The organism is Pseudomonas sp. PAMC 29040, assembly GCF_003994535.1.
GTDB lineage: Bacteria > Pseudomonadota > Gammaproteobacteria > Pseudomonadales > Pseudomonadaceae > Aquipseudomonas > Aquipseudomonas paraversuta.
This window is the reverse complement of sequence record NZ_RZAA01000003.1, coordinates 1-15,233: the sequence shown is the minus strand read 5'-3', so window position 1 is coordinate 15,233 and position 15,233 is coordinate 1. Positions and strand designations below refer to the sequence as shown.

Annotated in this window: 19 protein-coding genes, 1 tRNA gene and 1 pseudogene; 9 read left to right on the top strand and 12 right to left on the bottom strand. The window is 55.9% G+C overall.

Annotation, left to right across the window (positions count from 1 at the left end):
- The first annotated feature begins 85 nt into the window (after positions 1-85).
- From WG29040_RS05440 to WG29040_RS05420, 5 genes are all read left to right on the top strand, one after another.
- Positions 86-325, top strand: coding sequence for a hypothetical protein (locus tag WG29040_RS05440; RefSeq protein WP_127195777.1), 240 nt, complete (start codon positions 86-88; stop codon positions 323-325).
- Positions 325-549, top strand: coding sequence for an Arc family DNA-binding protein (locus tag WG29040_RS05435; protein WP_127195776.1), 225 nt, complete (start codon positions 325-327; stop codon positions 547-549). Before WG29040_RS05440 ends, WG29040_RS05435 begins: the two co-directional genes overlap by 1 nt.
- Positions 542-1,072: a hypothetical protein gene (locus tag WG29040_RS05430; RefSeq protein ID WP_127195775.1), complete on the top strand. Its 531-nt coding sequence runs from the start codon at positions 542-544 to the stop codon at positions 1,070-1,072. The genes WG29040_RS05435 and WG29040_RS05430 overlap by 8 nt, the downstream gene beginning before the upstream one ends.
- Positions 1,065-1,283, top strand: coding sequence for a hypothetical protein (locus tag WG29040_RS05425; RefSeq protein ID WP_127195774.1), 219 nt, complete (start codon positions 1,065-1,067; stop codon positions 1,281-1,283). Before WG29040_RS05430 ends, WG29040_RS05425 begins: the two co-directional genes overlap by 8 nt.
- Positions 1,284-1,413: 130 nt before the next feature.
- Complete coding sequence (locus tag WG29040_RS05420; protein WP_127195773.1) at positions 1,414-2,577, top strand: Arm DNA-binding domain-containing protein; 1,164 nt, start codon at positions 1,414-1,416, stop codon at positions 2,575-2,577.
- A gap of 114 nt (positions 2,578-2,691) precedes the next feature.
- On the opposite strand, the gene WG29040_RS05415 is transcribed toward WG29040_RS05420, so the two are convergent.
- Positions 2,692-2,781: transfer RNA gene (locus tag WG29040_RS05415), tRNA-Ser, on the bottom strand.
- Positions 2,782-3,088: 307 nt separating this feature from the next.
- On the opposite strand from WG29040_RS05415, the gene WG29040_RS05410 reads away from it, so the two are divergent.
- From WG29040_RS05410 to WG29040_RS05400, 3 genes are all read left to right on the top strand, one after another.
- A complete protein-coding gene (locus tag WG29040_RS05410) occupies positions 3,089-3,778 on the top strand; it encodes a crotonase/enoyl-CoA hydratase family protein (RefSeq protein ID WP_127195772.1) in 690 nt (229 codons plus the stop codon).
- Positions 3,779-3,985: 207 nt separating this feature from the next.
- Positions 3,986-4,768 (top strand): 1-acyl-sn-glycerol-3-phosphate acyltransferase, encoded by a 783-nt coding sequence (locus WG29040_RS05405; RefSeq protein WP_003446523.1) that lies wholly within the window; start codon positions 3,986-3,988, stop codon positions 4,766-4,768.
- Between the two features lie 83 nt (positions 4,769-4,851).
- Entirely contained in the window at positions 4,852-5,823 is a 972-nt protein-coding gene (locus WG29040_RS05400; protein ID WP_003446522.1) for a magnesium and cobalt transport protein CorA, read from the top strand.
- Positions 5,824-5,869: 46 nt separating this feature from the next.
- Here WG29040_RS05400 and WG29040_RS05395 read toward each other — a convergent pair whose 3' ends face one another.
- Complete coding sequence (locus WG29040_RS05395; protein WP_003446514.1) at positions 5,870-6,595, bottom strand: amidotransferase; 726 nt, start codon at positions 6,593-6,595, stop codon at positions 5,870-5,872.
- A gap of 583 nt (positions 6,596-7,178) precedes the next feature.
- Here WG29040_RS05395 and WG29040_RS05390 point away from each other — a divergent pair.
- The gene (locus WG29040_RS05390) at positions 7,179-7,991 is read left to right on the top strand and encodes a cytochrome c (RefSeq protein ID WP_127195771.1); all 813 of its coding nucleotides are present in this window, start codon (positions 7,179-7,181) and stop codon (positions 7,989-7,991) included.
- Between the two features lie 71 nt (positions 7,992-8,062).
- Here WG29040_RS05390 and WG29040_RS05385 read toward each other — a convergent pair whose 3' ends face one another.
- From WG29040_RS05385 to WG29040_RS05340, 10 genes and pseudogenes are all read right to left on the bottom strand, one after another.
- Entirely contained in the window at positions 8,063-8,404 is a 342-nt protein-coding gene (locus WG29040_RS05385) for a ribonuclease E inhibitor RraB (RefSeq protein ID WP_003446510.1), read from the bottom strand.
- Positions 8,405-8,680: 276 nt separating this feature from the next.
- A complete protein-coding gene (locus WG29040_RS05380; RefSeq protein ID WP_003446508.1) occupies positions 8,681-9,286 on the bottom strand; it encodes an START domain-containing protein in 606 nt (201 codons plus the stop codon).
- 47 nt (positions 9,287-9,333) lie between these two features.
- Positions 9,334-9,588 carry a YkgJ family cysteine cluster protein gene (locus tag WG29040_RS05375; protein ID WP_003446506.1) on the bottom strand — a complete coding sequence of 85 codons (255 nt, stop codon included), beginning with the start codon at positions 9,586-9,588 and terminating at the stop codon, positions 9,334-9,336.
- Positions 9,589-9,745: 157 nt separating this feature from the next.
- Entirely contained in the window at positions 9,746-10,216 is a 471-nt protein-coding gene (locus WG29040_RS05370; RefSeq protein WP_272481838.1) for a translation initiation factor 2, read from the bottom strand.
- Positions 10,217-10,318: 102 nt separating this feature from the next.
- Complete coding sequence (locus tag WG29040_RS05365; RefSeq protein WP_003446502.1) at positions 10,319-11,758, bottom strand: PLP-dependent aminotransferase family protein; 1,440 nt, start codon at positions 11,756-11,758, stop codon at positions 10,319-10,321.
- Between the two features lie 282 nt (positions 11,759-12,040).
- Positions 12,041-12,856 (bottom strand): OmpA family protein, encoded by an 816-nt coding sequence (locus WG29040_RS05360; protein ID WP_003446500.1) that lies wholly within the window; start codon positions 12,854-12,856, stop codon positions 12,041-12,043.
- Entirely contained in the window at positions 12,853-13,209 is a 357-nt protein-coding gene (locus WG29040_RS05355; RefSeq protein ID WP_127195770.1) for a DUF4398 domain-containing protein, read from the bottom strand. Before WG29040_RS05355 ends, WG29040_RS05360 begins: the two co-directional genes overlap by 4 nt.
- Before the next feature lie 9 nt (positions 13,210-13,218).
- Positions 13,219-14,037, bottom strand: a complete 819-nt coding sequence (locus WG29040_RS05350; RefSeq protein ID WP_003446496.1) for an ABC transporter substrate-binding protein — start codon at positions 14,035-14,037, stop codon at positions 13,219-13,221.
- Between the two features lie 137 nt (positions 14,038-14,174).
- The gene (locus WG29040_RS05345) at positions 14,175-15,104 is read right to left on the bottom strand and encodes an electron transfer flavoprotein subunit alpha/FixB family protein (protein WP_060781736.1); all 930 of its coding nucleotides are present in this window, start codon (positions 15,102-15,104) and stop codon (positions 14,175-14,177) included.
- Between the two features lie 2 nt (positions 15,105-15,106).
- Positions 15,107-15,233, bottom strand: a pseudogene (locus tag WG29040_RS05340) (electron transfer flavoprotein subunit beta/FixA family protein); the annotation flags it as partial.

The window sequence follows — 15,233 nt, the reverse complement described above, 5'->3', positions numbered from 1 at the left end:
CAACTGATACCGGCACACGTCGGAAATGAAAAAGTGTCGAGGAGTTCGCACCTCCCCGACACCAACCACCACTGAGGACAACACCATGAAAGTGACCAACCAAAGCAGCAGCGAAGCAAAGGCTACCACACCGGCAAGACATCTGGTGGCCACCGCCATTATCGGAGCCGCTGTAATCGGCTACCTGGTTCACAAATCCCCTGAGGCACGTGTGCGCTTGGAAAGCCTGAGCAGCATGGCCCAAACCTTGGGCGAGTTATCAGAGCGCGATGCAGCTGTGGTTGCCCAGTTGCTCGCTAAATCTATCATCGGAGGGACGAACTAATGCGTGACTCTCGCGAGCTAGACAAATTTGTACTCCGCCTTCCTGACGGCCTACGCCCTAGAATCGCCAATGCCGCTCAAGATAATCATCGAAGCATGAACAGTGAAATTATTTATCGTATTGAACGCTCTCTTAACTTGGAGTTGGCTCTATATGAAAATAAACAAGTTATTGCACAACTGCTAAATCGCATTACAGACCTGGAGGCCAAAGCTCATGAGTAACCCAAGTGGCTGCAACTCGCCAACAAACCAGAACCGTAGTATTCAAGCCGAAGACTACCAACTTCGTACCCTGCAGGTAGTGGACCTGGCAAGCCAGTTGGCCACAGAAGCTTTCGAGCATCAGCACCTCGACGAACCCTTACAGTCGTTTGTGGACGCTCTACTGGAGCATCCACTGCAGCATCTTTCACTTAAACCTCTGTCAGCGGTGCTCAGTGCACCTGGTTGGGAAATTGACGAATGGGAGAATCAACGGGACCACGAATACGAAGTGCTGTTGGCGAATTCCCACCAAGCCCAGAGCATGGGCTTCCACGGCAGTGGAGTGCAGTTTGGCACCCCTGTCCGGACGTATTTCAGCCCCACCTCATTCCAATCCAGCTGGGGTTACATGAGAACTGTCTGGATCTACTCCAACTCGATGGAGGATGCTTGGCAACAGGGCCTTCTTTGGGCGACGGAAATACACAACAAGGATCTGATCAAAGCTGGTTTTAGTGCTGAGGCCAAAGTCCATGAGTAATACTACAAGTTACGACACATTGGTTGTGGAAGGCATGGGTAACTCAGTACCTCGGGAAGTCGCCGGTATGCGAGTAGCAGCATGGTCGAGCGGTCATGCGTTAAGACATCAAGAAGAGCTCGAAACGTTCATTCGTAAAGTTGCTTATGGTCACTTCAAGTGGCCAGAAAAAGAAGCACACGATCTGATGGAGCGCATGAAATGGGCGTGACTAAACAGGAGTTTTAAGAAGTTACGAACGTCCACTAGAAAATCCACAGAACCTTACTAGGCCCGGAAACGGGCCTTACTTTTTTTCAACGTCACACTATCGCTATACAAATTTCAGCGTAAGGGCATATATGAGCGGCGTCGAGGCTCGGGGTAATTCAGTTCGGATCTACTTCAACTATGATGGGAGCAGATGCAGGGAGTCCCTACCAGGTGGTAACACACCTGCCAACGTCGCGCATGCCAAGCGGTTAGTGGAAATCATTAACTACGAAATACAATCTGGCACGTTCGATTACTCACGTCATTTCCCCAATTCAACCAGGTTGGTCGAGAGCACGTTCGGTCATTATCTGGATCTTTGGCTGAGCATTAAAAAAAATAGCGTCGCGGCGACGTCATATCGTGGCTATTTGAATAAGGCTGAAGTCCATGTGCGTCCTCGGTGGGGCGGCGTGCAGATCGATCAGGTGGATCACCTTGATCTGCAAGAGTGGGTTCAGGTGACTCTCTCGGCCAGGCTGAGCAACAAGACCATTCGTGACATCATCAGCAACGTTCGCCAGGTGTTTAAGCTGTACCGCACCCGCAAGAAGGTAGCGCATGATCCAACTGAGGGCCTGCATGTGCGCCTTCCTGATCCGACTCTACCGGATCCGTTCACCCGCGCTGAGATTGCGCAGATCCTGGCCACACCAACCAAACGTACCTTCGAGCTGCTGATGGTTCAGTTCATGATATGGGCTGGGCCACGCGTGTCCGAAACCATTGCATTGGCCTGGGAAGACGTTGATCTGCAATCGGGCACCGTTACGTTCAGACGGTCAAAGGTCCGCGGTGCATACCGGGTGACTAAAACACGCAGATCAAACAGGAGGGTTCGCTTACTGGCCCCGGCGCTCGATGCCCTGCAGAAGCTTCGGGTGCTGACGAAGGGTTACAAATCGCAGACGGTCGACATCGTCGAGCGAGACAACAGGACGGTCAGGCAGCACAAGCTGCATTTCGTGTTTCTCAACACGTCCAGTGGTGAGCCGCATGTCAGTGACTTCAACATCCGCGATCGCTTCTTCAAAACCCACTTGGAGCATGCAGGCGTTCGATATCGCGGGCCTGGCCAGTGCCGGCACACCTACGCCAGTCAGCTGCTCAGCAGCGGTGTTGCATCGATCGACTGGATCGCTGAACAGATGGGCCATACGGACGGAGGCATGATCCGGAAGCATTACGGCACCTGGATCAACGAGGACGGTCCGGACGTTATCGGAATGCTTGAACACGCCCTCAAAATATAGGGTCTGTCCCATATCTGTCCCATGGACCGTCCCATGGGACTTTTTTCACACGTCGAAAACCACGAAGCCCCTGAGATTCTTCAATGAATTCAGGGGCTTCGCGTGTTTTAAATTTGGCGGTGAAGGAGAGATTCGAACTCTCGATACAATTTCTTGTATACACACTTTCCAGGCGTGCTCCTTAAGCCACTCGGACACTTCACCGTATCTCTTCAAACAAGTTCTGTCTGTCGAGGCGCGCTAATGTAGTCGAAAGCTTTCGATATGACAAATGTTTTTTTCAGAATTTTCATGCGCTTACGGGATTCGCTGTTTTTCAGGTCCGGGCAGACCGGTTGCATCTGGCAAATTCCGGCCCCGGAGCTTTGCCAGGCCAAGGCTGTTCGACAGGCGCGCCGCCCTCTATATAGAAGGCGCACACCATTTGCCTGACTCACCAGTCAGTCACAAGGCTTTACCTGCGCCTTGGGGCTGGGTAACGTCTGCCAACTTCTATACAAGGAATTGCGCCATGAGTGACTTGATCTCGTATCACCTGGAAGACGGTATCGCCACCCTGACCTTGAGCAATGGCAAGGTGAATGCTATTTCCCCGGACGTGATCACTGCGTTCAATGCGGCACTGGATCAGGCCGAACTGGATCGCGCAGTGGTGATTATTACCGGGCAGCCGGGCATTCTGTCGGCCGGCTATGACTTGAAGGTCATGACCGCCAGCCCCGAGCAGGCGATTGAGCTGGTTAGACAGGGCTCGACCCTGGCTCGCCGCTTACTGGCGCATCCCTTCCCGGTCATTGCTGCCTGCCCGGGCCATGCGGTGGCCAAAGGCGCATTTGTGTTGTTGTCGGTTGATTACCGGATCGGCGTCGAAGGCCCGTTCAGCATTGGCCTGAATGAAGTGCAAATCGGCATGACCATGCATCACGCCGGCATTGAACTGGCACGCGACCGGTTGCGCAAATCGGCATTCCATCGTTCGGTGATCAACGGTGAGATGTTCAATCCCCACAGTGCGGTAGACGCAGGCTTCCTCGATCAGGTGGTCAAACCCGAAGAACTGAGGACCGCCGCCCTGGAAATGGCGCGCCAGCTGAAGAAGATCAACATGAAGGCGCACAAGAACACCAAGCTCAAAGTGCGCAAAGAACTGCTGGAGACTCTGGACAAGGCGATCGAAGAAGATCAGCTTCACCCCCTCTGACCCTGCCCCGGTAATCCGGTCCCGATTGCAGCCAGCAGTCGGGATGGCTCCCCCCGCTAAAACCCGTCAACACCTCTGGCCCGCGCTTGAGCCCTCTCGCTGAAACAAATACTTAAACATCAGCAATCTCCCAGGTGTATCGGGGTAATTGCCGAATACAGTGCACATCCGTACACTGCGCCAACTTTTGTTTTAGCGAGCCTGTAAATGCTACTTTCGATACGTATGTTGTTGATGAGCCTGCATTTTATGATCGCTGGCGTGCTCGGTGTATTGCTCGGAATCTGTCGCCCGTTCAACCCGGACAACAGTCGATTGTGCGCGCGTCTTTATGCGTGGCCTTCGAAATGGATCCTGGGCTACAGGCTCAAGGCCGAGGTTGGTCCATTGATGGACAAGCCCCAGAGCTGCGTGATAGTGGCCAACCACCAGTCCAACTATGACTTGTTCGTGTTCGGCAATGTGGTGCCGAAGCGTACTGTGTGCATCGGTAAAAAAAATCTGAAATGGGTGCCTCTGTTCGGCCAGTTGTTCTGGCTGGCGGGCAATGTATTGATTGATCGGGGCAATGCACAAAAAGCCCGTCAGTCCATGCTCACCACCACCCGCACCCTGCAAGAAAAAGACACTTCGATCTGGGTCTTTGCAGAGGGTACGCGCAACTTCGGCAAAGCCCTGCTGCCCTTCAAAAAAGGCGCGTTCCAGATGGCGATCAGTGCCGGCGTGCCAATTGTGCCGGTGTGCGTCAGCACTTATAGCCAGCACTTGAAGCTCAATCGCTGGCACAGTGCCGATATTGAGATCCGTTCATTGCCCCCGATTCCAACTGCCGGGCTGACCCTGGAAGACATGCCGGCCCTGATGGAACAGTGCCGCGAACAAATGCGCGAGTGCATTGAAGCGATGGACCGTGAACTGCTGGCACAGCAAAACCACCGCCTGCCACCCATGGCCGGGGGTAAAACACCGGCATCCAACCCGAACCTCTGAACGTTTCAGGCCTCAAAGCAGGGCATTGCACGCTAAGCTGCATCTTCGTGCCATAACCCTTTGAAGAAGAAGCGATAAGAACTATGGGGAGAGTTGTTGCTGCCGCGGTTTACAGCGCAGGCAAAAAAGTCACCGACATCACTCTGGACGAAGGCAGCGGCTGGGCTGAAAAGCCCGGTCACTTCGTCTGGATCGGCCTTGAGCAACCGGACGCGCAAGAGCTGAGTAACTTGCAACGCCAGTTTCATCTGCATGAACTGGCCATTGAAGACGCCCTGGAACAACACAGTCGGCCCAAGCTAGAGACCTTTGGCGATGCGCTGTTCATCGTCATCTACTCGCCGATTCGCCATGAAGGCAAACTGGACTTCGTCGAAACCCATATCTTTGCCGGCAATGGCTACATCATTACCTGCCGCAATGGTCACTCCGCGTCTTATCGGGCGGTACGCCAGCGCTGTGAGGCCCGCCCGCTGCTGCTGGATCATGGCGAAGATTTTGTGTTGTATGCCCTGCTCGATTTCGTTACTGAAAGCTATCAGCCCGTCAGTGAAGCCATTCACGCTGAAATCGATCAGCTCGAACGCAACATCCTGGGCAATGCACTCAACGAAGCCGATATCCTGCATTTGCATGCACTGCGCCGCGATGTTCTGCGCTTACGCCGCTATGTGGCGCCCATGGTCGAAATCAGTGAAGAGTTACAGCGCCTGACCTTTCCGTTTATCGACAAGAACATGCGTCCGTACTTTCGCGATGTGCAGATCCACGTTACCCGGCAAATGGAAGACCTGACCACCCTGCACGACATCGCCACACAAACCATTGAAATTGTCGTACTGCTGGAGTCTTCACGGCAAAGTATCGTGCAGCGCAAATTTGCCGCCTGGGCAGCCATTCTGGCCTTCCCGACAGCAGTGGCAGGTATCTACGGGATGAACTTCCAGAACATGCCGGAGCTGAGCTGGCACTACGGTTATTTCGGCGTGTTGGGGTTTATCACCCTGGGCGTTGCAGGGCTGTGGACGAGCTTCAAGCGTTCTGGCTGGCTGTAAGACGAGCTGAACTGCAGGAGCGAGAGAGGCTCGCCCCTGCAAGTCTTCACACCTGGGTCTGAGAGTTGTGCGAAACAAATCGCATCATCCACTCGGCAACCGTTCGCCCATGATGCTCTTGTTCCAGGCTGCTGATTCCGCTGCTGTAGATCTGCTCGCCCAGGCTCTCCTGGCGCAAGTTGAGCAATGCCCGCGAGTAGTCATGTATGAACTCGGGATGCCCCTGGAAGCACAACACCTGATCGTTGATGTGATAGGCGGCAAACGGGCAAAAATCGCTGGAGGCGATTACCGTGGCGTTCTCCGGCAAGGCCGTGACCTGATCCTGATGGCTGATCAGCAATGTGAGGTCTTCGACAACCGGGCTCATCCACGGTGCTTTGGCCGCCAGCTTGTACTGATGGGTGCCAACTCCCCAGCCCTGGGTGGCCCGCTCGCTCTTGCCGCCCAGCAGCAACGCCAACAGCTGGTGACCGAAACAGACGCCGAGCAATTTATCGCCACGCTCATAACGGCTCAGCAAATAGCTTTTCAGTGTCTGGATCCAGGGATCGGTGCCGAATGAATCCGCCTTGCTGCCGGTAACCAGATAGGCATCAAAGCTTTGATCGTCAGACGGATATTGGCCATTCATCACGTTAAAAATACTGAATTGCGCAGCAATGGGCTGTTGCGAGAACAGGTGTTTGAACATCTGCCCATAGCCTTGATATTGATCAACAAACTCTGGACGCAGAATGTCGGTTTCCAGAATGCAGATGCGTAGCGACATAAAAGTACCTGGCACGATAAAGGCAATAGAGGTGATGGCAACTCGATAGAGCCTGCCTTGAAAGGGTATTTCAAGGCAAGCCCTGAACGCGGGCTAACTACCGGAAAGCTGCCGCCCTGCAAACCGGAGCCGAATCTGCGCAGCGATAGGGCCACCGACAACCTCCCTGACGAACGGTAGGGCACTAATAATTAGTGGGCCTCAAAGGGCCATTGCGTCTAGCCATGGGCTGACAGAGAGGGTACGGCAAGCTTAATAGCGTTTTAGAAACCTAATGCACTTGGATGATGTGAAAGGGTTCTAAGCCATATGTTATGTGGACTCTAAGGTTAACTCAGTCGAGGGATACGGCGCCTTGTTCAGCACTTGCGCCGTGGTCTTTCAACATTGCCGCTCAGGAATAACAAAAAAAGGCAGACCGCCATGTTTAAATATACGAAAGTACGTCAGGCCGGACTTATTCTCTTTGCCACGACCTTACTCTTGATTTTACCCAATCTCACCAGGGTAATCGGCTAAGGTATCGCCTTCAGTTCGGGCCAGTGGCACCCAGGCCATCGATCACAACAGAACAGCATCCCCATTGAAATTACTGACTCTCTTCCTGGTTTACTTACTCAGCCTGCCGGCTGGCGCTGCCCAACTCACACTCGACCTGGGCAACGCCAGCCGCAGCTGGCAAACCGCCGAGCTGTTGCAGCATCCGGCGACGCAAACCCTGCATATCACTGATGATGTTGCATACAGACGCAACATGACCTACCGCGCTATTCCCCTTGCCACCCTGCTCCAGGGCATCAAGCCTGATGACCACCTGCAAGCGATCGCTCTGGACGGGTTTGCTGCGGAGCTGGCCGCCGGACCGCTGCTAAGCCGCAGCGGCGCCAGAGCCTGGCTGGCAATTGAAGATCCGGCTCAGCCCTGGCCACCGCTGGGTAAGGACAAACCGAGTGCGGGACCGTTCTATCTGGTATGGACCGACCCTCAGGCCAGCCATATCAGCCCCGAACAATGGCCTTTTCAAGTGGCCAGTTTCAAACGCCAACCGCCGGTTGCCGAACGCTTTGCGGCCCTGCTGCCAGACCCGGCACTGCCCACGGACTCTCCGATCAATCAGGGGTTTGCACTGTTTCAAAAAAACTGCCTGGCGTGCCATCGTCTAAATGGTGCGGGCGATGCCCAATTCGGCCCCGACCTGAACATTCCGTACAACCCCACCGAGTACTTCGCAGCAGACTTTCTCAAGCGCTACATCCGCGACCCGCAAAGCCTGCGGCACTGGCCACAGGCACGCATGCACGGCTTTTCGGCCAGTGTGTTACCCGACAGTGAGCTGGACATGTTGATCCGCTATTTGCAGCATATGGCTACGCGCAAGGTGAATGGCCAAACCTGACCGGGAATATACAGTCTGCAAAAACCAGAACGGCCAGCCCTGAGGCCAGCCGTTGACTCTTTCAACTTGATTCAATTGAGCAGGCCACGCACCTCCTGCTTGACGCCCCAGCCTTCAATGATCCCGCCCAGGGGGACAACCACTGCTTCGAAGTCCTGCTCAAAATCACCAATGCCACCATAGGTGGCGTACATCACTTTGCTCAATTCCAGATGCCAGGCACCGTCATCCCGCACGTTGATCTGGGCATTCAGGGATTCACCACAAAATTTGCCTGCCGCTCTGCGCGCCCGCTCCTCGTCCGGGAAAATGGCGTAGAACTCGATGGGATGGATGCGGGAAAAATCAAAACCGCCTTCTTTCATGCGGCGCAGCACATAGCTGCTGAGGTCTTCTTGATGGGCTGTGCTCATGAAACGTCCTCCTCGCAATGGATAGACATTCAGCGCTCCCTGACCGGCAACAGGTTGGCCATGACAGAGAGTGTTAAGCATGTAGCGAACAAGATCAGAGCCAGTCGATTACTTCGCTGGTCTGGATGCAGAGTAGCCCCAGCGCGCAATGACTGCCAAGAGGGAAGCCGTGAAATCGGAGATTTTTTTTGTCTGCCAAAGACTTGCGTGACCTGGCCCGGTAGCTGGACAGATGCGCTGTCCAGATGCCGGGCCAAACAGATATCAGAGTGCTGATTACTTCTCTGCACGCTCACGCAGCGCCTTGAGGGTATTGAACGGGGCATCGACCACAAACTTGTTGGCCAGCCATGAAGGCACGCTGCCGCCCGGCTCGGTGTGCACCTGATAGGTGACTTCTGTCAGATTGTCGCCTTTGGGTACCAATTTCCAGAAACCGTCGACCTGAGCGACCCGAACAAAGCCCTTTTCTTCAGGAATGTACTTCGGCAAGCCCTTCAGGGTGCGGGTCAAGGTGCCATCCGCTGCCACATTCGTGGTCACCAGCAGTACCGAGTCACGGGGGGTCACGGGCCAGGGGGTATTGAACTGGGTATAGGTCCAGCTCTGATCGCCCTCATGCTTGAGCAGCTTTTGCGTTTTGCACTCGTGAATCCAGGCACAGGCACTGGCCACGTCTTCTTGCAAAGCACTGATTTTGGCAAGTGGCGCCTTGATGGTGGTTACCCCTTGGTAGGCCTTGTATTGAGACCCGGGAACTTCACTCAGCGAGACCTTGATCCCGTCTTCATTTTTCGCCACCTTCCAGTCTTCTGCCTGGGCCACGCCCGCCAGCAAAACAGTCAAACCGCATGCCAATGCCACTCTATGCAACGAACCCATTGTCTTATTCCTTATTGTTGAAGGTCTGTTCACTGAACAAAAACACACTAAGCCGCTGTCATGCGCTCCCACCAACCGATCAGCTTGATCGCTTCTTCCCGATTGCTGCCACACACCTCGATGTCGGCCTGAAAAGCGCCACATACGGCCGGACGTTCGGGCTGGCCGAACAAACCGCACAAGTAGTCGACAGAAAGATGCAGACAGCGTTCCCCCGCAGGTTTGCCATGGGGCATGCCGGGCAGCGGAGTACTGATGGAGGGGGCGATGCAGCAAGCGCCACAGCCTTCACGGCAGTTCATGACAGTAGCTCCTGATTCGGGGCAAAGTGTGTTGATGACAAGGGATATTACTCGCTGGAACGGGCGTTTGAAATTGACCGTTCAGCAGAAATGGCTGTGACCGGGCAGTCAGTTTGCAAGCCGGCCGCAATGGAATGGAAGGTTGAGCTGCAGGCACTTATTGTTTGAATTCAAAATCCAGCGCCGCACCCTCAATCTCGCTCTGCCGCGCTTCGTTGCGCAATTGCAGACCCATTTCATTGCTGAGCAAGCGCCCGTTCAATTGAAAAGGGCTTTCCTGTTCCGGCTTTTCGCCAAACATGTTCGGCAGCAGCGGCTTGTGCGCAGGCATTGCAATGGTACCCAGAGGCCGCAGCTGGCGGACCATCTCGGGAGGCAAGCTCAAGTCAAGTTTGGCAGAGGGCAGAGGCTTTTTCGCAATCTCGTGGGCAGAGCTGGATTTGCTCGCGATGGGCGCGCGTTTCTTTGCCGGAGCTTGCCTGGCAGCCACAGGTTTTTCCCTGGAACTGGCAGTGTGCGACTTGGCAGTGACTGTTTCTGGCTGCGACTGAACGGCTGTAGCAGCGCCAGCATTGAACGCCGTCAGCACACCCATCAATATAAGCCCCACACAGAATGTCGCTTTCATAACTCCACAGCTTTAACGGTTTAGGCGCATATGCTGGCGCTTTAGCACCAGAGTGACAAGTCCAAAGTATCCCAATGGTTGTATCCGCCGTCGCTCAGCTCCTCAGTAGAGGCTTGCCGTTTCCAGGCAAAGCTGGCTGGCAAGCATGCCCAGGGTCATCAGCGCCCGCTCGGCCTCGCGGTTCCAGGGTATGGCGCAGTTCAGACGTATGCAGTGATTGAACTGCTCGGTATTACTGAATATCAGCCCCGGGGCAATACTGATGCCCTGTTGCAACGCCCGGACATGCAGCTCCTGGGTATTGACCCGGCCCGGCAAGCTGACCCACAAAATGAAGCCGCCACTGGGGCGCGACATTTGTGTTCCTTCCGGAAAGTGCTGCTGAACGGCCAGCTGGAACGCGCTGAGGTTCTTACGGTATTCCTGGCGGATAAACCGCAAATGGCGATCGTAACCGCCGTTTTCAAGATAGGCCGCTACCCCCATCTGCGTGACACTGCACGCCGAATGAGTGGTGAAGGTTTGCAGGCGCTGGATTTCCTGTTGATATTTGCCGGCGATCATCCAGCCGATTCTCACACCCGGCGACAGGGTTTTAGAGAAACTGGAGCAGTAAATCACCCGATCCAGACGGTCGTAGGCCTTCAAGGCTTTGGTGCGACCGACTTCAAACATCAGTTCGCCATAAATATCATCTTCAACAATCTGAATATCAAAATCCGAGGCCAGGCGCAGCAACTGCTTCTGCCGCTCTTCGGGCATGGTGCCACCCAGCGGGTTGCTCAGGCGCGTGGTCAGGACCAGAGCCTTGATCGACCATTGATTGGCCGCCAGCTGCAGAGCTTCGAGGCTCATGCCGGTGGCCGGATCGCTGGGTATTTCGATGACCTTCAGACCCAGAAGATCGGCAAGCTGCAGCAAGCCGTAATAGGTCGGTGACTCGGCCGCAATCAGGTCCCCCGGGCGGGTCAGCGTGCGCAGCGACATTTGCAGGGCATCGACACAACCGTGGGTGATGATCACCTCCGAGGGGTCAACCACCACCCCGGCGTCGCGCATGCGGATCGCGACCTGGCGGCGCAGCGGCTCAAAGCCCGGACTGAACATGTAGCTGAACGCCCGAGGGCTGTGGAAACGCGTGACCTTGGCCAGTTGCTGATGCAATGCCCGCACCGGCAAGTAGTCGACACTCGGTACCGCGGCCCCCAGTGGAAACACCCCTTCGCGACGTGATTCGACCAGCACTTGCTGAATGATGCTGCTGCGCGTCACCAGCCCCGGACGTTCGACCCGGGCTATATCGGGGGTAGGCGCCGTCAAGGCGGGAGTCTGGTGTACGTAATAGCCGGATTGCGGACGCGCCCTGATCAAGCCCTGATCTTCAAGGTTGGCGTAAGCCTGCAACACCGTCGCGTGACTGACATTGAGCTGCGAACTCATCTTGCGCACCGAAGGTACTCGTTCGCCCGGCTGATACACGCCGCGCCGAATATCTTCAGCCAACTGCTGAGCGATACGTTGATAGAGCAAAAGGTTGGTCATGTCGCAGCACTCGATGTTCAGGCATTATTTTTATGAAGAGCATGTTCTTGAGAGCAATAACCGAAACAGTTTAGAAGTGTACGGGCACAGTTGTCACCCACCTCAACAGTACAGTGGGCTAAAGGCTTAACTGTATGGGTACAGGTTGGCGAAGGGAAAGGAGGTGCAAGCGCATTGCTCGCCACTGCAGTGGACTGCGACAGGGCCCGCAGGCCCCTCAGGATCAGGGCTGCCACGCAGGCCGTCGCAGCCTGCGGCAACGGCTAGCGGGTATGCGGGGAATTAGCGGGCAGCGCCAAGTTGACCTTTTTCGTCAGAGAAGACGATTTCAACCCGACGATTTTGTGCACGACCACGTTCGGTGGCGTTCACGTCCACCGGATACTGATCGCCGTAGCCTTCCACCTGGATACGTTTGTCGTCGATCCCCAAGTCGATCAATACATCCGCCACCGCCTGCGCCCGTGCCAGGGACAATTTGAGATTGTCGTCCCGGCCGCCCGTGCTGTCGGTGTAGCCCTCGATACGTACGACGCGCTTGGGGTTCAGTTGCAGAAACTGCACCAGTTTGAGCACTGTACGGTTCGCCGAATTTTTCAGGTCGGCTTCGCCGGTATCGAACAACACGTCGCCCAGGGTCATCACCAACCCCCGGTCAGTCTGAGTCGTGGCCAGGCTGATGATCTGTTCTTCCAGCCACTGCCCCTGCTGCTGGACACTCAACAGCTTGGCCTCACGCAGTGCCAGTTGCAGACGCTGGCGCTCCAGTTCCAGCTTGGCAGCCCGCTCTTCGTTGAGTACTTGCTGGGTATGCTCGCGGGCGATTTCACTGTAACGCTGGCTCAGGTAGGCGTAATGCTCCACATCGTCACCACTGCCCCAGTAAGAAGACAAACGATCCGCCCGCGCCAGGGACTCGCCGGCCCGAATCACATCTTTGGGTGCAATGCGCAGCACGTTGCTGTCTTCTTTGACTGTCTGAAAATCGCTGGCGGCCTGTTGCAGGGCCTGATCACTGTTGTGATGCCCGGCGCAACCGGCCAGAGCCATGCTACCCGACAACAACACACCACTGAAAACTGCGGACTTGAGACTCATTGGGCCTCCGCCAGTTGCTTGCGTAAACGCGCGATACGGGTGTTGAGCACGTTCAACTGCTCCTGGCTTTTTTGCGTCAGAACGCGGGCTTCGGCCAATCGCGCATCAAGCTCGGCCTGTTCTGCCTGCATGCGCGCATCTTTGTAGGACCCATCGAGCATGTCTGCCCGGGCCTGAGCCAACTTGCTTTCGGCCTGTTTGAGTTCAGCTGTATCGTCGGCGCTGACCCCCACTGCCCTGGCTTGTTCAAGGGCTTGCTCGGTCAGACGCAATTGTTCATTCGGCACCGGATCGGCTGCACAACCCGCCAAAGCCATAACGGCCAGGGCGACGAAAAAAGGTCGCAATGTCACTAAGAATTCCTACTGTTTTGGGGCGCTAAGCGGTTGTTGCAGCTGGGCTTTCCACCGCTCCAGATTGCGTTGCAGTGCAGCCTCGGCCAGGCCGGAGGCGGGCAATTCTGTCATCTTTTTGGCGAGCTGTCCGCGCAACCATGGGTCATTGCAGGCAGAGTCATGGGATATCGCCAAAAACAGTCCCGGCTGATCGATCGGCTGTGGGTGCGCCATCACGTCATCGGCAATGCCCAGGGTTTGAGCCGTAGCCATACCGGCATAGCGACCGGCCAGCACATACTCGACCTGCCCGAGCAGCAGCTTCTGGAAAGCCGCCGTCAGTCCGGGCTCGGGCTTGAGGGTTAACTGGTGCAGGGCAAATGTATCAAAGGCCTCTGTGGTGCGGGCTTTTTCCGAAATGGCCCCTGCATGTCCGCTCAGGTCTGCCGGCGTTTCGTAGGCCAGCGCCGAATCTTTACGGGTCCAGACCAAATAATCGTTACGCATCAGTGGCGGGTGGATGTAGTCGAGTGAAGAGAGCCCGGCCACTGTCAGCGGCGCATCCAGCAGCATGTCCATACGCCCGGTTTTGACTTCGTCCTGAGCCTGGGAACGCTTGCCGCCATACAGCACTTCAACCTTGATCCCCAGCTCCTGGCCCGCTTGCACCATCAGGTCGGCACTGGCACCGATCAAGTGCGCCGGGTTGCCAGGATCACGCCATAGATAAGGCGGCGCATCCGGGCTGCCGGTCACGATCAGGCGTTCACACTTGCCCGCGGCCTCAGACAGCAGGGGCAACAATACCAACCCGAGCAACAACCTGCGGATCTGACGCACATCCATAACCCTGCACTCCACGCACTCAATTCTGACGCATAAAAAACCCGATCACACGGACTGCAAAGAACAGGCAAACACAGCGTGCTTGGCCCTTCCCCGCAGCCCGCGTGACCGGGCTCTTTATAAGTGAAGCAACTGGATTAAACCAGCTTCTCCAGCTCAGGTACTGCTTCGAACAAGTCCGCAACCAGACCGTAATCGGCCACCTGGAAGATCGGCGCTTCTTCGTCCTTGTTGATCGCAACGATCACTTTGGAGTCTTTCATACCGGCCAGATGCTGGATCGCGCCGGAGATACCGACCGCGATGTACAGCTGTGGCGCAACGATTTTGCCGGTCTGGCCGACCTGCATGTCGTTCGGTACGAAACCTGCGTCAACTGCCGCGCGGGAAGCGCCCACTGCAGCGCCCAGCTTGTCAGCCAGGGTGTACAGCAGTTTGAAGTTGTCGCCGTTCTGCATGCCACGACCGCCGGAAACGACGATTTTGGCAGCTGTCAGTTCCGGACGATCCGACTTGGCAAGCTCTTCACCAACGAACGACGAAATGCCTGCATCGTGCACTGCTGCAACCGCTTCAACGGCTGCCGAACCACCCTGGGCCGCAACCGGGTCGAAACCGGTGGCACGCACGGTGATCACCTTGACTGGCGCAGTGGACTGCACGGTGGCAATGGCGTTACCGGCATAGATCGGACGGGTGAAGGTGTCAGCGCTTTCAACCGAGATGATCTCGGAGATCTGGTCAACGTCCAGCTGCGCAGCAACACGCGGCAGGATGTTTTTACCGTTGGAAGTAGCGGCAGCCAGGATGTGGCTGTAGCCCTTGCCCAGCTCGGCTACCAGCGGAGCAACGTTTTCCGGCAACTGATGGGCGTAAGCCGCGTTGTCAGCCACCAGCACTTTAGCCACACCAGCGATTTGCGCAGCAGCTTCAGCCACAGCACCAATGCCCTGGCCTGCAACCAGAACGTTGATCTCGCCACCGATTTTTGCGGCAGCGGCCACGGTGTTCAGCGTGGCCGGAGCCAGCGCCTTGCCATCATGTTCTGCGATTACCAAGATAGTCATGATTAGATTACCTTCGCTTCGTTTTTCAGTTTCTCGACCAGTTCAGCCACCGACTTGACCTTGATGCCGGCGCTGCGTGCCGCCGGCGCTTCAACTTTCAGGGTCTTGTTGGTCGAAGCGGTCGAAACG